This window comes from Mesorhizobium sp. Cs1299R1N1, assembly GCF_037179655.1.
GTDB lineage: Bacteria > Pseudomonadota > Alphaproteobacteria > Rhizobiales > Rhizobiaceae > Mesorhizobium > Mesorhizobium salmacidum.
In genome coordinates this window covers 167715-183759 of the sequence record NZ_JAPYKR010000002.1, presented here as the reverse complement: position 1 = coordinate 183759, position 16045 = coordinate 167715, and the positions used below count along the sequence as shown (strand labels likewise).

Here is a 16045-nt window from a genome sequence, read left to right as displayed (position 1 = left end):
TGACGGCGCCGGTGCGGCGCCGTTTGGCTTGGGGTAGGCCTACTTGAACACCTTGTCGGGTGCGTCGAGGCTGTCGGAACCTTCGAAGGCAATGGCGTTCAACTTCAACGAACCGACCGCGCGCTCGATCGACTTGGTCTGGTCGATCAACGCGTCGATAGCCGCCTGAACGGTGGCATTGCCCGCCGTGTTGCCTTCGGCGATCTGCTGGTCATAGGCCTCGCCGGCCTCGGCGCGCGCCTTGATCGCCTCCATCCTGGCGACGGTGACATCGAGTTTATCAGACAATTCCTTGTCGATCGCCCGATCGGCGACCTTGACCATATCGGACACCGAGGGACCTGAAACGACGGTGCCATCAAGCCTGGTATAGCTGGCGTGGTAAGCAGCGCGGATGCCGACCGCATCATAGAGATGCGAATTGTAGGTGTTGTCGGAGAAGCAGTCCTGCTCCTCTTCGGGATCGTGCAGCAGCAGGCCGAGCTTCATGCGTTCGCCCGCCAGTTCGCCGTAGGAGAGCGAGCCCATGCCCGTGAAGATGACCGAAATGGCGGTGTTCGGCTCGCCATCGAGCAGGTTCTTGCGCGCGGCGCCGTCTTCCTTCCAGTCGTCGACCATCTTCTGCAGGTCGGAGACCAGGAGGCCAGTCGCCGACTTCAGGTACTCTGCGCGGCGGTCGCAATTGCCGCCGGTGCAGTTCTTGAGATCGTAGTCTGTGTAGGGGCGCTCGCCGGCGCCCGGACCGGTGCCGTGCAGGTCCTGGCCCCAGAGCAGGAATTCGATCGCGTGATAGCCGGTGGCGACATTGGCTTCGACGCCGCCGGCCTGCTGCAGCGTGCCGGACAGGAATTCCGGCGAAAGCTTCGACGCATCGACCTTCTTGCCGTTGATCTCGATCTCCTTGTTGGCGATCACATTGGCGGTATAGAGCGAATTCGCATCGGACTCGGTGCCGTAGCTCTTGGCGACATAGTCGATCAGGCCTTCGTCCAGCGGCCAGGAATTCACCTCACCTTCCCAGTCATCGACAATCTTGTTGCCGAAGCGGTAGACCTCGGTCTGCTGGTAGGGCACGCGCGCCGCCTTCCAGGCGTCGCGGGCAGCATGGAGCGTTTCCGCCGACGGGTTGGCAAGCAGTGCGTCGACCGCCTTGTCGAGCGCCTGCGCCGTGGTCAGCGAATCCTCATATTTGGCAAGCCCGATATCTGCGTAAGTCTTGATGACCGCCTTCGCGTCAGTTTCCGCCCTGGCAGGCAGCACGAATACCGCTGCCGTCAGCAGCGCCGTGGCGCCGATCGCCGCCAGCCTGCCGCCATATCGTGCTGTCATTATCGCTCTCCAGTTCCTCGGAAATTTTCTAAGCGGCGCGCGCGCCAACCCGCGCCAGGCCACATTCATGCCATTGGGCGCAAGACATGCCGCGTGATCGCGCGGCTCGGGGAAGAAAGACACCAAAATGCCTCCAATCGAACGGGTTCAAGGCCCAGACATCAAAGGGATGCGCCAATGCGCGAGCCTCCTTAAAGCTTCGAGTCCGATGAAAGTCAATGGGAATTGCTGGAAAACCCAATCGAAACAATAGTTTAGAATTATTCTAAACTGCAATAGTCAACTTTATGCGCCGTTGCGCGGGCATTTGCACCGAACTGTACGATTGACAGTCGCCGTCCCGGGTGCGACCCGCAAACCCTCTCTTGCGGCGGCGCCAGACAATTGCCACTTGGCGGGACGTCCTAGGATCGAGCGGGATCGGAATGCGATGAAGAACGGCGTGGTCATTGTCGGTGCGGGTCATGCGGGCGTGCAGGCGGCCGCCAGTCTGCGCGAGGATGGCTATGACGGGCCGGTGATCCTGGTCGGCGACGAAAACGAACTGCCCTACCACAAGCCGCCGCTGTCGAAGACCTTCATCAAGGATGCCGGTGCCAAGCCTCAACCGCTTCGGGGCGAGACGTTCTACACCGGTAGCGCCATCGACTACCGACCGGGCATGCGGATCGAGCGCATCGATGCCGGCCGCCACAATCTCGACATTGCCGGCGGCGGCGCACTTGTCTTCGACCATCTGATCCTGGCGACCGGATCGCGCCCGCGCGCCCTGCCGCTGCCCGGCGCGGATCTATCCGGCGTGGTGTCGCTGCGCTCGCTGGCCGATGCGCGGCTGATCCGGGAGTTGAGCGCGCGGAGCGAAGACGTCGTTATCCTCGGCGGCGGCTTCATCGGGCTGGAGATCGCCGCGACGCTGCGGGCGGCCGGCCGCAGCGTGACGGTCGTCGAAGCCGTCGACCGGCTGCTCGGACGCGCCGTGGCGCCGATGGTGGCGAGCCATGTCCGGCAAAGGCTGGAAGCGACAGGCGTGCGCATCCTCACCGGAACCTCGATTTCAAGGCTCGAAGGCGAAAACGGCCATGTCACGGCCGCGATCACCTCGTCAGGCGAAAGGCTGCCGGCGCGCATGGTCGTGGTCGGCATCGGTGCCGTGCCGAATGTCGAACTGGCGCAAGCCGCGGGCCTTCATGTCGCCAACGGCATTCGCGTCGATCACCAGATGCGCAGCTCTGTGCCGGAGATTCTGGCCATCGGCGACGCCGCCTCCTACCGGCACTGGTTCACCGGCGACGACGTGCGGCTGGAATCGGTGCAGAACGCCACCGACCAGGCGCGGCTTGCCGCCCGGACAATTACCGGTCACACCGACGCCTACTCGGCGGTGCCATGGTTCTGGTCCGACATTGGCGACATGAAATTGCAGATGGTCGGCCTGACCGCCGGCGGCGACAACCATGTCGTTCTGGGCGACCTGCCCGACAACAAATTCTCGATCTACCACTATGCCGGTGACCGCCTGCTCGGCATCGAATCCGTCAACCGCCCCGGCGACCACATGCTTGGCCGCAAGATGCTCGGCGCCGGTTTCTCGCCGACACCGCAGATGGTGGCCGCAGGCCCGGACGAGCTGAAGGCGGCACTGGCGGCATTCCAGAACATGGAGCCAGCCAAGGCCCGTGCGTAGGATTGCCAATTTTTGTCATAGGCAATAAAATGCCGGAATGAGCACCATGAATATCTCGCTGCCGGACAGCTTGAAGCATTTTGTCGATCAGCAAGTGACGGACCGCGGCTATGGCTCAAGCAGCGAGTATGTGCGTGAATTGATCCGCCACGATCAGGATCGTCAGCTTCTGCGCGGTTTGCTCCTCGAAGGCGCGTCATCCGCACCAGGCGCTCCCATTGACGCTAACTATTTCGCCTTGCTGCGAAAACGAGCCCAAGGCCAATAAATTAGGTGGCCGCAAAGGCGATTGTTCCTCGAACCCTTGCACTGCGAGATATCGAGAACGCTGTTGATTATTATGCGCGCGAAGTTGGTTCTCATACAGCGTTGGGCTATGTCGACGATCTTCAAAACGCCTACAAACTGATCGCCGACCATCCGGCATCGGGCTCTTTGAGATATGGCTACGAAATCGGATTGCCTGGTCTTCGTAGTGTGCAACTCAAACGCTACCCATATCTGATCTTCTATCTTGAGCAGGCCGACCATATCGATGTGTGGCGAGTGCTACACGCCAAAATGGACATCCCAGCCTGATTGCAGAATCCGAGCTCCTGACGGCACCTTCACCAGCTTTGATGCAAGCCGTCAGGAGAAATGAGGCGCCGCCTTTTCAGGCGGCGCAGACTTCGCGGATCGAGCTTTCCAGAATGTCGAGCGCTTCGTTCATGACCTCGTCCTGGATGGTGATCGGCGCCAGGAAGCGGATGACGTTGCCATAGACGCCGCAGGTCAGCAGGATCAGGCCCTTGTCGAGCGCCTTCAAGCGGATCGCGTTGGCGATCTCGGCCGACGGCAGGCCTTTCTTGACGTCGTTGAACTCCACGGCGTTCATGAAGCCCAAACCCCTGATGTCGACAATCTCGGGCACGTCGTCACGGATCGACTGCAGACGCTGCTTCAGCCTCGCACCCAGCGTGTTGGCGCGGTCGCAGAGCTTTTCGTCCTCGATGACATCCAGAACCGCATGTGCCGCGGCGACGCCGATCGGGCTGCCGCCATAGGTGCCGCCGAGGCCGCCGGGAGCGGGCGCATCCATGATCTCGGCGCGGCCGGTTACCGCCGACAGCGGGAAGCCGCCGGCGAGGCTCTTGGCCATGGTGGTGATGTCGGCCGCCACCTCATGGTGGTCCATGGCGAACATCTTGCCGGTGCGGGCAAAGCCGGTCTGCACTTCGTCCGCGATCAAAAGCATGCCGTGCTGGTCGCAGAGCTTGCGCAGCGCCGTCAGCAGTTCACGCGGCGCGTCGTAGAAGCCGCCCTCGCCCTGAACCGGCTCGATGATGATCGCGGCGACGCGGGCCGGATCGACATCCGCCTTGAACAGCTTGTCGAGCGCGGCCAGCGAATCGGCGACCGAGACACCATGCAGTTGCACGGGGAACGGCACGTGGTAGACGTCTCCCGGCATGGCTCCGAAGCCAACCTTGTAGGGCACGACCTTGCCGGTCAGCGCCATGCCCATGAAGGTGCGGCCGTGAAAGCCGCCGCCGAAGGCGATGACGGCTTGGCGGCCGGTGGCATTGCGAGCGATCTTGATGGCATTCTCCACCGCCTCGGCGCCGGTGGTGACGAAGATGGTCTTCTTCTCGAACTTGCCGGGCAGCATGGCGTTCAGTCGTTCGGCCAGCCGAACATAGCTTTCATAAGGCACGACCTGGTGGCAGGTGTGGGTGAAGCGGTCGAGTTGGGCCTTGACCGCCTCGATCACCCTGGGATGGCGGTGGCCGGTGTTGACGACGGCGATGCCCGAGGAGAAGTCGATATAGCGGCGGCCCTCGACATCCCAGATTTCCGAATTTTCAGCCCGATCGGCGTAGATCTGCGTGGTCATGCCGACGCCGCGCGAGATCGACTGGTTCTTGCGTTCGGAAATGGCGGAGTTCTTCATGATATCCCTCACCGGGCCGGCGCCCGTTCTGTTTGATGTCGTTGAATTCCCCTTCTGGCCTTATTTCAGATTTTCCTCAAGTCGGCACCGTCACCGGGTCGATTGGGCCTGACTTAACCAGTCCGGCGATACACCGGTTTCCTTTTCTTCGGGATCGATTATCCTCCTGATATCCGCGAGGGGATCGCGATCAGCGACCGGCGCGCGACCGAGGGAACCATGAGCAGGAACGCGACATCGTCCATCTCGCCGCGATCCACCAAAACTCCCAGCCCTTTGTCTTGTCCAGCCGCTCAGATTCTCGCCTGCACGACCCTGGTGCTGCTCGCCGGTTGCCAGAAGGAGGAGGCGGCGGAAAAAAAGCTGCCGGTCATGGTGCGCACCGAAACGGTGGCGATGGCCGATTATGCGCCGAGAACCTCGCTGACCGGGGTGATCGCGGCGCGTACGTTGAACAATCTTTCATTCCGGGTTGGCGGACGCGTCGCGGAGCGATTTGTCGATGTCGGCCAGCATGTCGATCAGGGGACGGTGCTTGCCCGCATCGACCCGCAGGAGCAGGAATCCGATCTGCGTTCGGCGCAGGCCGATCTCGATGCCGCGCAGGCGCAATTGACACAGGCCGCGGCCACTTTCGAGCGGCAAAAGACGCTGCTTGCCCAGGGCTTCACCACCAGGCGCGACTATGACGTGGCCGACCAGACACTGAAGGTGGCGCAAGGCAGCGTCGATGCCGCGCGGAGCGCGCTCACCAATGCCCAGCAGAACCTGTCCTTCACCGAACTCAAGGCCGGTGCGGCCGGCGTGATCACCGCCCGGCAGGTCGAAACCGGCCAGGTGGTGCAGGCGGCGCAGACCGTCTTCACCGTCGCCGAGGATGGCGACCGCGACGCGGTGTTCAATGTGCAGGAGACGCTGGTCGCCAGGACGCCGGCCTCTCCGGCGGTGACGATCACGCTGTTGTCCGACCCGCAGGTCAGGGCAACAGGCAAGGTGCGCGAAATCTCGCCGGCGGTCGACCCGGCTTCAGGCTCGATAAGGGTCAAGGTCGCCATTCCCGACACGCCCGCCGGCATGCCGCTCGGGGCAGCCGTGATCGGCTCGGTCGGCGCCAAGCCGGCGAAGGCGATCCTGTTGCCTTGGCAGGCCCTGACATCCAGCGCCGGCAAGCCAGCGGTCTGGATCGTCGATCCCGCGTCCAAGGCAGTCGCGACGACGCCGGTGGAGGTGCTGGCGTTCGATTCGGGTACCGTCGTCATTGCCAAGGGACTGAACGAAGGCCAGAGCGTCGTTACATCAGGCGGGCAATTGCTCAGCCCCGGCCAGACGGTCGAGATATCGGGAGCGGCGCAATGAAGCGGCTGCTACCCGTCCTGCTTGGCCTTGCCGCGCTTGCCGCCTGTTCGAAATCGGACGAGAAGCCGCCGGAGATCGTCCGGCCGGTGCTGTCGGTGGTGGTCGAGCCGCGCACCACGCAAACCTTCGGTTTCGCCGGATCGGTCGAACCGCAGGTCAGCGCCGATCTTGCCTTCCGCCTGCTCGGTCGCGTCGTCTCGCGCGACGTCAAGGTCGGCGACATCGTCAGCAAGGGCGCGACGATCGCTGCACTCGACCCAACCGCGCTGGAGCTGGCTGTCCAGGCGGCCAAGGCCGAACTCTCCAATGCCGAGGCGCAATTCGCCAATGCCGCCGCCAGCGAGGAGCGCCAGCGCCAGTTGCTCACGTCCGCCAATACGTCGCAATCGGTCTTCGACGCCGCGCAGCAGGCACGCAAAGCCGCGGAAGCCAGTGTCGAGCGGGCCAAGGCTTCGCTGGCCAAATCCCAGGAGCAACTCGGCTATGCCAGGCTGTTCTCGGATTTCGATGGCGTCGTCACCGCCGTCGGTGCCGAGGTCGGCCAGACGGTCTCACCCGGGCAGACGGTGGTCACCGTGGCGCGCTCGGACCCGCGCGAGGCAGTCGTCGACATTCCCGACCAGTTGACCGGCGACCTAACGGCCGGCACGCCGTTCCATGTCATCCTGCAGTCGCTGCCGACAATCCAGACCGAGGCCAAGCTGCGCGAGATCGCGCCCCAGGCCGAGGGCTCGACCCGAACGCGCCGCGTCAAGCTGACGCTGACCGATCCGCCGCAGGCCTTCAGGCTCGGCTCGACGGTAACGGCGACCCGCATGACCAAGGTCGTACCAACGATCGAACTGCCCATCTCGGCCTTGCTCGACAAGAATGGTTCCGAAAAAGTGTGGATCGTCGACCCGCAGACCTCGAGCGTGAGCATGCGCGACATCAAGGTCGCGGCGAAGGCCGGCGGCACCTTCACGGTGGCCGAAGGGCTCGAGGCCGGGATGCGCGTCGTCACGGCGGGCGTCCACAACCTGAGCGAGGGCCAGAAGGTCAAAGTGCCCGAGGGAGGGGCCTCATGAAAGGCTTCAACCTCTCCGACTGGGCGCTCAACCACCGCTCGCTGGTCTGGTATTTCATGCTGGTCTTCGTGGTGGCCGGCGTGTTTTCCTATCTCAATCTCGGCCGCGAGGAAGATCCAGCCTTCACCATCAAGACGATGATCATCCAGGCCAACTGGCCGGGCGCATCGGTCAACGAGACGGTGCGGCAGGTGACCGACCGCATCGAGAAGAAGCTCGAGGAACTCGACAGCCTCGACTACACCAAATCGGTCACCACAGCCGGCCAGACTGTTATCTTCGTCAACCTGAAGGACACCACCAAGGCGCGCGACGTCGTGCCGAACTGGCTTCAGGTGCGCAACATGGTCAACGACATCAAGGCGCAATTTCCGCAAGGCGTGCAGGGCCCGTTCTTCAACGACCGCTTCGGCGATGTCTACGGCAACATCTATGCCTTCACCGCGGACGGGCTGACACAACGTCAATTGCGCGACTATGTGGAGGATATCAGGACAAAAATCCTGACCGTGCCCAATGCCGGCAAGGTCGATCTGGTCGGCGCGCAGGACGAGGCCATCTATCTCGAATTCTCGACGCGCCAGATAGCGGCGCTTGGCCTTAACCAGCAGCAAATCGTCGCCAGCCTGCAGGCGCAGAATGCGATCACGCCGTCCGGCGTGATCCAGTCCGGGCCGGAGCGCATCAGCGTGCGCGTCGGCGGCCAATTCGCTTCCGAGGAGAGCCTGCGCGCCATCAATCTGCGCGTCAACGATCGGTTCTTCCGGCTGAGCGACGTGGCGACGATCACACGCGGTTACGTCGACCCGCCGACGGCCTTGTTCCGCTTCAACGGCCAAAACGCGATCGGGCTTGCCATCGGCATGAAGCCCAATGCCAATCTGCTCAAATTCGGCGAGGCACTGCACGAGGAGATGAACAAAGTACTGGCCGACTTGCCGGTCGGCGTCGGCGTGCATCTGGTCGCCGACCAGCCTGTCATCGTCGAGGAGGCGGTCTCAGGTTTCACGCATGCGCTGTTCGAGGCGGTGGCCATCGTACTCGCGGTGTCGTTCATCAGCCTCGGCATGCGCGCCGGCTTCGTCGTGGCGCTGTCGATCCCGCTTGTGCTGGCCATCACCTTCACGGTCATGGAGTACCTGGGGATATCGCTGCAGCGCATTTCACTGGGCGCGCTGATCATCGCGCTCGGACTGCTGGTCGACGATGCGATGATCGCGGTCGAAATGATGGTGGCGCGGCTGGAGGTTGGTGACAATCTGCGCAAGGCGGCGACCTATGTCTACACCTCGACCGCCTTCCCGATGCTGACCGGCACGCTGGTGACGGTCGCAGGCTTCATTCCGATCGGGCTCAACTCGAGTGCTGCCGGCGAATACACCTTCACGCTGTTCGTCGTCATCGCCGTATCGCTGCTGGTGTCATGGATCGTGGCGGTGCTGTTCGCGCCGCTGCTCGGCGTCACCATCCTGCCGGCGACAATGAAGACCAAGCATCACGACCGGCCGGGCCGTTTCACGTCGCTGTTCCGGCGCGTGCTTGTCGGCTCGGTGCGCCGGCATTGGCTGACGATCATCGTGACCGTGCTTCTGTTCGCTGCCTCGATCGCCGGCTTCGGGTTCGTCCAGCAACAGTTCTTCCCGCCTTCCGACCGGCCGGAGCTGATCGTCGATTGGAACCTGCCACAGAACTCCTCGATTGCCGAAACGCGCGACCAGATGGAGCGCTTCGAACAGCGGGCGCTGGTCGGCAATCCCGACATCGACCACTTTTCCTCTTATATCGGTCAGGGCGCGGTGCGCTTCGTGCTGGCCTATGACGTGCAACCGGCCAATCCCTATTTCGGGCAGACGGTGATCGTCACCAAGAGCATCGAGGCCCGCAACCGGGTGAAGCCGGCGCTGGAGAAGCTGCTGCGCGCGGAGTTTGTCGGCACCGACGCCTTCGTCAAGCCGCTTGAGCTCGGCCCACCGGTTGGACGGCCTGTGCAGTACCGCGTCGGCGGCGCCGACATCCAGACGGTTCGAGAACTGGCTCACCAATTCGCCGGCGTGATCTCAGCCAATCCGAAGCTCGCAGCACCGACCTTCGACTGGAACGAACCGCAGCGTGTGCTGAGGGTCGACGTGCTGCAGGACAAGGCGCGCCAGCTCGGCATCACCTCGTCCGACATCGCCAGCACGCTGAACAGCACGGTGGGCGGCGCGACGATCACGCAGGTGCGTGACGCGACATACCTCATCAACGTCGTGGCACGTTCGCGCGAAGCCGAGCGCGGCTCGATCGAGACGCTGCAGAACATCCAGCTGCCGACCGGCAATGGCGAGGCGATCCCCCTCGCCGCGGTCGCCAATTTTCGCTACGATCTGGAGCAACCCACCGTCTGGCGGCGCGACCGCATCCCGACTATCACGGTGCGCGCCGGCTTGGTTGGCAACGTACTGCCGGCGACCGTCGTCAACGAGTTGAAGCCGTCGGTCGACGCCTTCATCGCCAAGCTGCCGCCTGGCTATTCGGTCGAGACCGCCGGCTCGGTCGAGGAAAGCGCCAAGAGCCAAGGACCAATCGCGGCCGTGGTGCCGCTGATGCTGTTCGTCATGGCGACCATCCTGATGGTGCAGTTGCAGAGCTTCCAGCGCCTGTTCCTGGTGGTGGCGGTGGCGCCGCTGGGCCTGATCGGCGTTGTGGCGGCCCTGGTGCCAAGCGGCGCGCCGCTCGGCTTCGTCGCCATCCTCGGCGTGCTGGCGCTGATCGGCATCCTGATCCGCAACTCGGTCATCCTGATCGTGCAGATCGAGGACCTTGTCGCCGAAGGCAGGGATCGCTGGGCCGCGGTCATCGAAGCGACAGAGCACCGCATGCGGCCGATCGCGCTGACCGCCGCCGCCGCCAGCCTGGCCCTGATCCCGATCGCCCGCGAAGTGTTCTGGGGGCCGATGGCCTACGCGATGATGGGCGGCATCATTGCGGGTACCGCAATCACGCTGCTGTTCCTGCCGGCGCTTTATGTGACGTGGTTCAGGATCAAGGAGCCGAAAGACGCGGCGGAAGGCGAAGCGCAGCAGGGTGAGGTCCTGCCGGAAAGCGGAACGGTCTGAGGCGGGAAATACACTTTGCGTCGGACAACTATCGTCAAACTTGCTCGGAGGCGGTTCTCACAAACCCGTCGCTCGCCCTGAGCAGGTTGCGCGTATAATCCTTCGTCACGCGGCGCTCGACGAGGTCGTTCGCCACCAGATTCTCCACCGCCTCGCCGCCCTGCATCACCATCAGCCGCTCGCACATGTGGGTGATGATGGCGAGGTCGTGGCTGACCATCAGGAAGGTCAGCTTGCGCCGCCGGCGGACTTCCTCCAGCAGGTTGAGCACTTCGGCCTGCACCGAGGCGTCGAGCGCCGAGGTCGGCTCGTCGAGCAGCAGGATCGAGGGCTCGAGGATGAGCGCGCGCGCGATCGCCACGCGCTGGCGCTGGCCGCCCGACAATTGGTGCGCGTAACGGAAGCGAAAACCGTTGCCGAGGCCGACCTCGTCGAGTGCGCGTTCAATCCGCCTTTCGCCATCGGCAAAGCCGTGGATGGCAAGCGGCTCCTGCAGCAGGCGGTCGACGGTCTGGCGCGGATGCAGCGAGCCATACGGATCCTGAAAAACCATCTGCACTTCGCGGTAAAAAGCCTTGTCGCGGCGCGTGCCGAGCGTCTTGCCGTTGACGGTGATGCTGCCCGAGGCGACCGGCGCAAGGCCGGCTATGGCTCGCAGCAATGTCGATTTGCCTGAGCCGGATTCACCGACCAGGCCGAAGGATTCACCCGGCTGCACATCAAGGCTGACGTCCTTCAACGCGCGGAAGCGGTCGAAGATCACCTCCAGCCTGTCGACGGCAATCGCGGAAGTCATGCCGCCCACTCCGGCTTGCGGTCGAGTACCGGCAGCGGGTGACGGTCGGCGCCGATCTTGGGCATGCAGTTGAGCAGGCCGCGCGTGTAGGGATGCTGCGCCCGGCTGAGTTCCGAAGCCTTGAGCTGCTCGACCACCTTGCCGGCATACATGACGATGACGCGGTCGCAGAAGGACGAGACCAGGCGCAGGTCGTGCGAGATGAAGATCAGCCCCATACCGCGCTCTGCGACCAGCCTGTCGAGAATGCCGAGCACGTCGAGCTGCACCGTGACGTCAAGCGCCGAGGTCGGCTCGTCGGCGATCATCATTTCCGGCCCGGCGATCAGCATCATGGCAATCATGGCGCGCTGGCCCATGCCGCCGGACACTTCGTGCGGATGCAGGTCGAAGACACGTTTGGGATCGCGGATCTGCACCGCCTCCAGCATGGCCAGCGCGCGCTCGCGCGCCTCGGCCTTACCGACCTTTTCATGGGTGCGCAAAGTCTCGACGATCTGGCGGCCGATGCTCATCACCGGGTCGAGGGAATATTTCGGATCCTGCAGGATCATGGCGATGCGGTTGCCGCGCAGCGCCCGGCGTTGGCGTGGCGAGACGCCGAGCAAGTCGATGCCGTCGAAGGTCAATTTGCTGGCCGATATCCGGGCCTGCGGGGGTGTCAGGCCCATGATGGCGCGACCCGTCTGCGACTTGCCCGAGCCGGACTCACCGACAATGCCGAGCCGCTCGCGGCCGAGCGAAAAGGAGACGCCGCGGACCGCCTCGATCATGCCGGTACGGGTCGGAAAGGTGACCCGCAGATCATCTACCTCAAGCAGTGTCTCCGTCTGGCCGCTCATTGGTCACCGCTCCGGGGGTCGAGTGCGTCGCGCAGGCCGTCGCCAAGCAGGTTGAAGCCGAGGCTGACGATGAGGATGGCGAAGCCCGGCGCACCGGCCACCCACCATTGGTCGAGGATGAAGCGGCGGCCCGAAGCGATCATCGTGCCCCATTCCGGCAGCGGCGGCTGCGCGCCAAGGCCGAGGAAGCCGAGGCCCGCGGCCGTCAGGATGATGCCGGCCATGTCGAGCGTCACGCGGACGATGAGCGAAGAGATGCAGAGCGGCATGATGTGGCGCAGCACGATGCGGAAAGGCGAGGCGCCCATCAGTTGCACTGCCTTGATGTAGTCCGAGTTGCGCACGGTCAGCGTTTCCGCACGCGCAATGCGCGCATAGGGCGGCCAGGAGGTGATGGCGATGGCGAGCACGGCGTTCTCGATGCCGGGGCCAAGGGCGGCGACGAAGGCCAGCGCCAGCACCAGCTTGGGGAAAGCGAGGAAGATGTCGGTGATGCGCATCAGGATGGCATCGGTCCAGCCGCCGGCATAGCCGGCGACGGTGCCGACCAGAAGACCGATGGGAGCCGCGATGATGGCGACCAGGATGACCACATAGAGGGTCCAACGCGAACCGTAGAGAATGCGCGAAAGGATGTCGCGGCCGAGGTCGTCGGTGCCGAACCAGTGTTGCGCACTCGGTGCCAGCAGCCGCGCGTTCTTCAGGTCACCGAAGGTCGGCGAATACGGCGCCAGCACACCGGCAAGGGCGGCGACGAGCAGCAGGGCGATGATGATCAGCAGACCGACAAAGGCCAGACGATTGGCGGAAAAGCGCCGCCACGCGACGTAGGCGCGGCCGAGCCTTGCCTGCATGCGCGATGCCGGCCGCTCCGACAGCAACCATGCGCGACGGGAGAAGGGGCGGGCGTCGGAGACGGTCATGACGATGCCCCTTGAAGCTGTCGACCCTTACTCCGGTCTGCTTCGCAGACCACCTCTCCCGGGTTCGACGGGGGAGAGGAAAGGCGCCAAGCATGCGATCGCCTTTTCCTCTCCCCCGGGCAGGGGGAGAGGTGGCCCGAAGGGCCGGAGTGAGGGTGACTGGCCGCAGCCAATCCCGAAATACCTCTACTCATCCTGTCTTGGTCCTCGGGTCGAGTACACGGTAGAGCAGGTCGGACAGAAGGTTGATGCCGATGAACACCGAGCCGATGACGATGGTACCGCCGAGCACCGCGTTCATGTCGGCGTTCTGCAGTGAGTTGGTGATGTAGAGGCCGATGCCCGGCCAAGAGAAGACGGTCTCGGTGAGTACCGAGCCCTCGAGCAGCCCGGCATAGGACAGCGCGATCACGGTCACCATCGGCACGGCGGCATTGCGCAACGCGTGGCCCCAGATGATGCGCGTTTCCGACAGGCCCTTGGCGCGCGCCGCGACGATATATTCCTGGGCGAGCTCATTGAGCATGAACGATCGCGTCATGCGGCTGATATAGGCGAGCGAGAAATAGCCGAGAAGCGAGGCCGGCAGGATGATGTGACGGAAGGCGTCGTAAAAGACGTCCCACTGTCCCTGCATCGCGGAATCGAGCAGGTAGAAACCGGTGATCGGCGTGAAAGTGTATTCGTAGACGATGTCGAGCCGTGCAGGGAAGGCCACCCACTGCAGCTTGGCGTAGAACAGCACCAAACCCAGCAGACCCAGCCAGAAGATGGGTACGGAATAGCCGATCAGCCCGATGACGCGCACGATCTGATCGATGAGACTGCCGCGTTTGACCGCGGCCAGCACCCCGAGCGGCACACCGAACAGCGCGCCGATCAGTGTCCCCAGCGTCGCCAGTTCCGTCGTCGCGGGAAGAGCGCGGCGGATGTCGGTCATGACAGGATTTGTGGTCAGCACCGAGATACCGAAATCGCCGCTCAGCGCGTGTTTCACATAGATATAGAACTGCTCGATCAACGGCAGGTCGAGGCCCATCTCGCGGCGCGTGCGCTCCACGACATTGGCGGGTGCCCGGTCGCCCAGAACAGCGAGCACCGGGTCGATCGGGATGACGCGGCCAATGAAGAAGGTGACAGCGAGAAGACCAAGATAGGTCGTCACCGCAATGACCAGGAAACGGCCGAGCGATGATGCAAGGGCGACGGCGCGGGCGCTGCCGCGCCCGCCCTCGTTTTCAATCGCGCTCATGCGGCGTGTCCGCGAACACTATTCCTTGGAAACCGGCCCGACGAAGTTGGTGTCGAAGCTCGGACCGAGCGCGAAGCCCTTGAGGTTCTTGCGCAGACCCGCGACTTCCAGCTGCTGGTGGATGATGACGAAGGGGCTAGTGTCGAGAATCTTTTTCTCAAGATCCTTGTACATATCGGCGCGCTTGCCCGAATCCTTTTCCAGGAGTGCCGCTTCCGTTTCCTTGGTCAGGTCCGGAATGTCCCAGCTATTGCGCCAGGCGAGCGTGTGGGACTTGCCTGCATCCGAATTGTCCGGGTTCGAGGCAAAGGTCTGCGCGTTGGAGTTTGGATCGAAATAGTCCTGGCCCCAATTGCCGATATAAATGTCGTGGTTGCGGGCGCGGTATTTGGTCAGCGTCTGCTTGCCGTCACCCGGAATGATCTCCAGCTTGATGCCAGCCTGGCCGAGCGTCTGCTGGATCGATTCCGCCATGCCGGTGGTCGGCTGGCCGGTGCGTACATCCATCGTGACGCTGAAGCCGTCGGGCAGGCCTGCCTTGGCCAGCAGTTCCTTGGCCTTGGCGACGTCGAGCTTGAACGGGTTTTCGTCCAGTTCGCCGAGCACGCCCTTGGGCAGGAAGGTCTGGTGGATTTCGCCAATGCCCTTGAGGATGGTCGAGCTCAAGGCATCATAGTCGACAAGGTATTTGAAGGCCTGACGGACCTCGGGTTTGGCGAGGTTCGGGTTCTTCTGGTTGAGGCTGATGTAGTAGACGGTGCCTTTCGGCGCGCTGGTGGTGGTGAGGTCGGCGTTCTTGGCGATGGCGTCGAGGTCATTCGGCTCGAGATTGCGGGCAACGTCGATGTCGCCGGCTTCAAGCGCCAGGCGCTGGGCCGAGCTTTCCTTCATGTTGCGGTAGATGACGCGGGCGAGCTTGGCCTTTTCGCCGTAATAATTGTCGTTGCGCTCCATGACGACCGCCTCGTTGGCACGCCATTCACGCAGCTTGTAGGCGCCCGAGCCGGCATAGCCTGTCTTCAGCCAGGCATTGCCGAAGTCATTATCCCATTTGTAGTCGGCGCTCGGCGTCACCGCCGCGACATGTTCTTTGACCAGCTTGGCGTCGACAACGGAGGCGACGGTGGCCGACAGGCAGTTCAGGACGAAACTTGGCGCGTAGGCCTTGTCGACGGTGAACTGGAAGGTGGTGTCGTCGACCGCCTTGGCCTTCTCGGTGACGTTGTCGCCGCTGATGCCGAACTGATCGATGATGAAGGCCGGGCTCTTGTCCAGCTTGACGGCACGCTCGAAAGACCAGGCGACGTCGGCGGCGGTGATCGGGTTGCCGGAAGCGAATTTCAGGCCCGGCTTGAGCTTGAACGTATAGGTCAGGCCATCGTCGGAGACGGTCCAGCTTTCCGCGAGATCGGGCTTGACCTTGGAGGTGTCGCTGAGGTCGAGGCGGACAAGAAGGTCATAGGTGTTGCCGGTGACTTCGGCGGTCGACAGCTCGAACGCCTCGCCCGGATCCATCGAGATGATGTCGTCGATGGCAAAACCTTCGACAAGCGTGTCGGCAGGGGTGACCGCGCCAGCCGGCGCGCCGGCCAGAAGCAGCGCCGACATGGCGGCGCCCGCAAGCAAGGTGCGGGATCGTAGAGCAAGCTTTTCCATCATCATGATGATTGTTCCCTGTTTTGTTGTTTGTTGACCTGAGTTCCCGGCTCAGGGTTGCGGTGTTCTTTCAAGGCTCGACGAGAGCCTCTGAGCCACCAACGTCGTG

Annotated in this window: 13 protein-coding genes; 6 read left to right on the top strand and 7 right to left on the bottom strand. The window is 63.4% G+C overall.

Features of this window, described 5'->3' with window-relative positions; all coding sequences use genetic code 11:
• Window positions 1-39: 39 nt before the first annotated feature.
• Window positions 40-1329, bottom strand: coding sequence for an imelysin family protein (locus tag O7A70_RS04345; RefSeq protein ID WP_027142054.1), 1290 nt, complete (start codon window positions 1327-1329; stop codon window positions 40-42).
• Between the two features lie 430 nt (window positions 1330-1759).
• Here O7A70_RS04345 and O7A70_RS04340 point away from each other — a divergent pair, with 430 nt between their 5' ends.
• The 3 genes from O7A70_RS04340 to O7A70_RS04330 are packed head-to-tail and all read left to right on the top strand — an operon-like array spanning window position 1760 to window position 3592.
• Window positions 1760-3013 (top strand): NAD(P)/FAD-dependent oxidoreductase, encoded by a 1254-nt coding sequence (locus O7A70_RS04340; RefSeq protein ID WP_337139236.1) that lies wholly within the window; start codon window positions 1760-1762, stop codon window positions 3011-3013.
• 37 nt (window positions 3014-3050) lie between these two features.
• Complete coding sequence (locus O7A70_RS04335; protein WP_337139235.1) at window positions 3051-3281, top strand: type II toxin-antitoxin system ParD family antitoxin; 231 nt, start codon at window positions 3051-3053, stop codon at window positions 3279-3281.
• 5 nt (window positions 3282-3286) lie between these two features.
• Window positions 3287-3592: a type II toxin-antitoxin system RelE/ParE family toxin gene (locus tag O7A70_RS04330; protein WP_337139234.1), complete on the top strand. Its 306-nt coding sequence runs from the start codon at window positions 3287-3289 to the stop codon at window positions 3590-3592.
• Window positions 3593-3668: 76 nt separating this feature from the next.
• Here O7A70_RS04330 and O7A70_RS04325 read toward each other — a convergent pair whose 3' ends face one another.
• Window positions 3669-4946: a 4-aminobutyrate--2-oxoglutarate transaminase gene (locus O7A70_RS04325; RefSeq protein WP_337139232.1), complete on the bottom strand. Its 1278-nt coding sequence runs from the start codon at window positions 4944-4946 to the stop codon at window positions 3669-3671.
• Window positions 4947-5165: 219 nt separating this feature from the next.
• Between O7A70_RS04325 and O7A70_RS04320 the strand changes: the two genes are divergently transcribed.
• From O7A70_RS04320 to O7A70_RS04310, 3 genes are read left to right on the top strand one after another with little or no spacing between them, the layout of a single operon-like run.
• The gene (locus O7A70_RS04320; protein ID WP_337139230.1) at window positions 5166-6302 is read left to right on the top strand and encodes an efflux RND transporter periplasmic adaptor subunit; all 1137 of its coding nucleotides are present in this window, start codon (window positions 5166-5168) and stop codon (window positions 6300-6302) included.
• Complete coding sequence (locus O7A70_RS04315; RefSeq protein WP_337139228.1) at window positions 6299-7369, top strand: efflux RND transporter periplasmic adaptor subunit; 1071 nt, start codon at window positions 6299-6301, stop codon at window positions 7367-7369. Before O7A70_RS04320 ends, O7A70_RS04315 begins: the two co-directional genes overlap by 4 nt.
• Complete coding sequence (locus O7A70_RS04310) at window positions 7366-10467, top strand: efflux RND transporter permease subunit (RefSeq protein WP_337139226.1); 3102 nt, start codon at window positions 7366-7368, stop codon at window positions 10465-10467. Before O7A70_RS04315 ends, O7A70_RS04310 begins: the two co-directional genes overlap by 4 nt.
• Window positions 10468-10501: 34 nt before the next feature.
• On the opposite strand, the gene O7A70_RS04305 is transcribed toward O7A70_RS04310, so the two are convergent.
• From O7A70_RS04305 to O7A70_RS04285, 5 genes are all read right to left on the bottom strand, one after another.
• Complete coding sequence (locus tag O7A70_RS04305) at window positions 10502-11263, bottom strand: ABC transporter ATP-binding protein (protein ID WP_337139223.1); 762 nt, start codon at window positions 11261-11263, stop codon at window positions 10502-10504.
• On the bottom strand, window positions 11260-12105 hold the full coding sequence (locus O7A70_RS04300) for an ABC transporter ATP-binding protein (RefSeq protein WP_337139220.1): 846 nt from the start codon (window positions 12103-12105) through the stop codon (window positions 11260-11262). Before O7A70_RS04300 ends, O7A70_RS04305 begins: the two co-directional genes overlap by 4 nt.
• Window positions 12102-13028: a nickel transporter permease gene (nikC, locus tag O7A70_RS04295; protein ID WP_337139218.1), complete on the bottom strand. Its 927-nt coding sequence runs from the start codon at window positions 13026-13028 to the stop codon at window positions 12102-12104. Before nikC ends, O7A70_RS04300 begins: the two co-directional genes overlap by 4 nt.
• Window positions 13029-13218: 190 nt before the next feature.
• Entirely contained in the window at window positions 13219-14280 is a 1062-nt protein-coding gene (locus O7A70_RS04290) for an ABC transporter permease (protein ID WP_337139216.1), read from the bottom strand.
• Between the two features lie 18 nt (window positions 14281-14298).
• Entirely contained in the window at window positions 14299-15942 is a 1644-nt protein-coding gene (locus tag O7A70_RS04285; RefSeq protein ID WP_337139214.1) for an ABC transporter substrate-binding protein, read from the bottom strand.
• Window positions 15943-16045 lie beyond the last annotated feature (103 nt).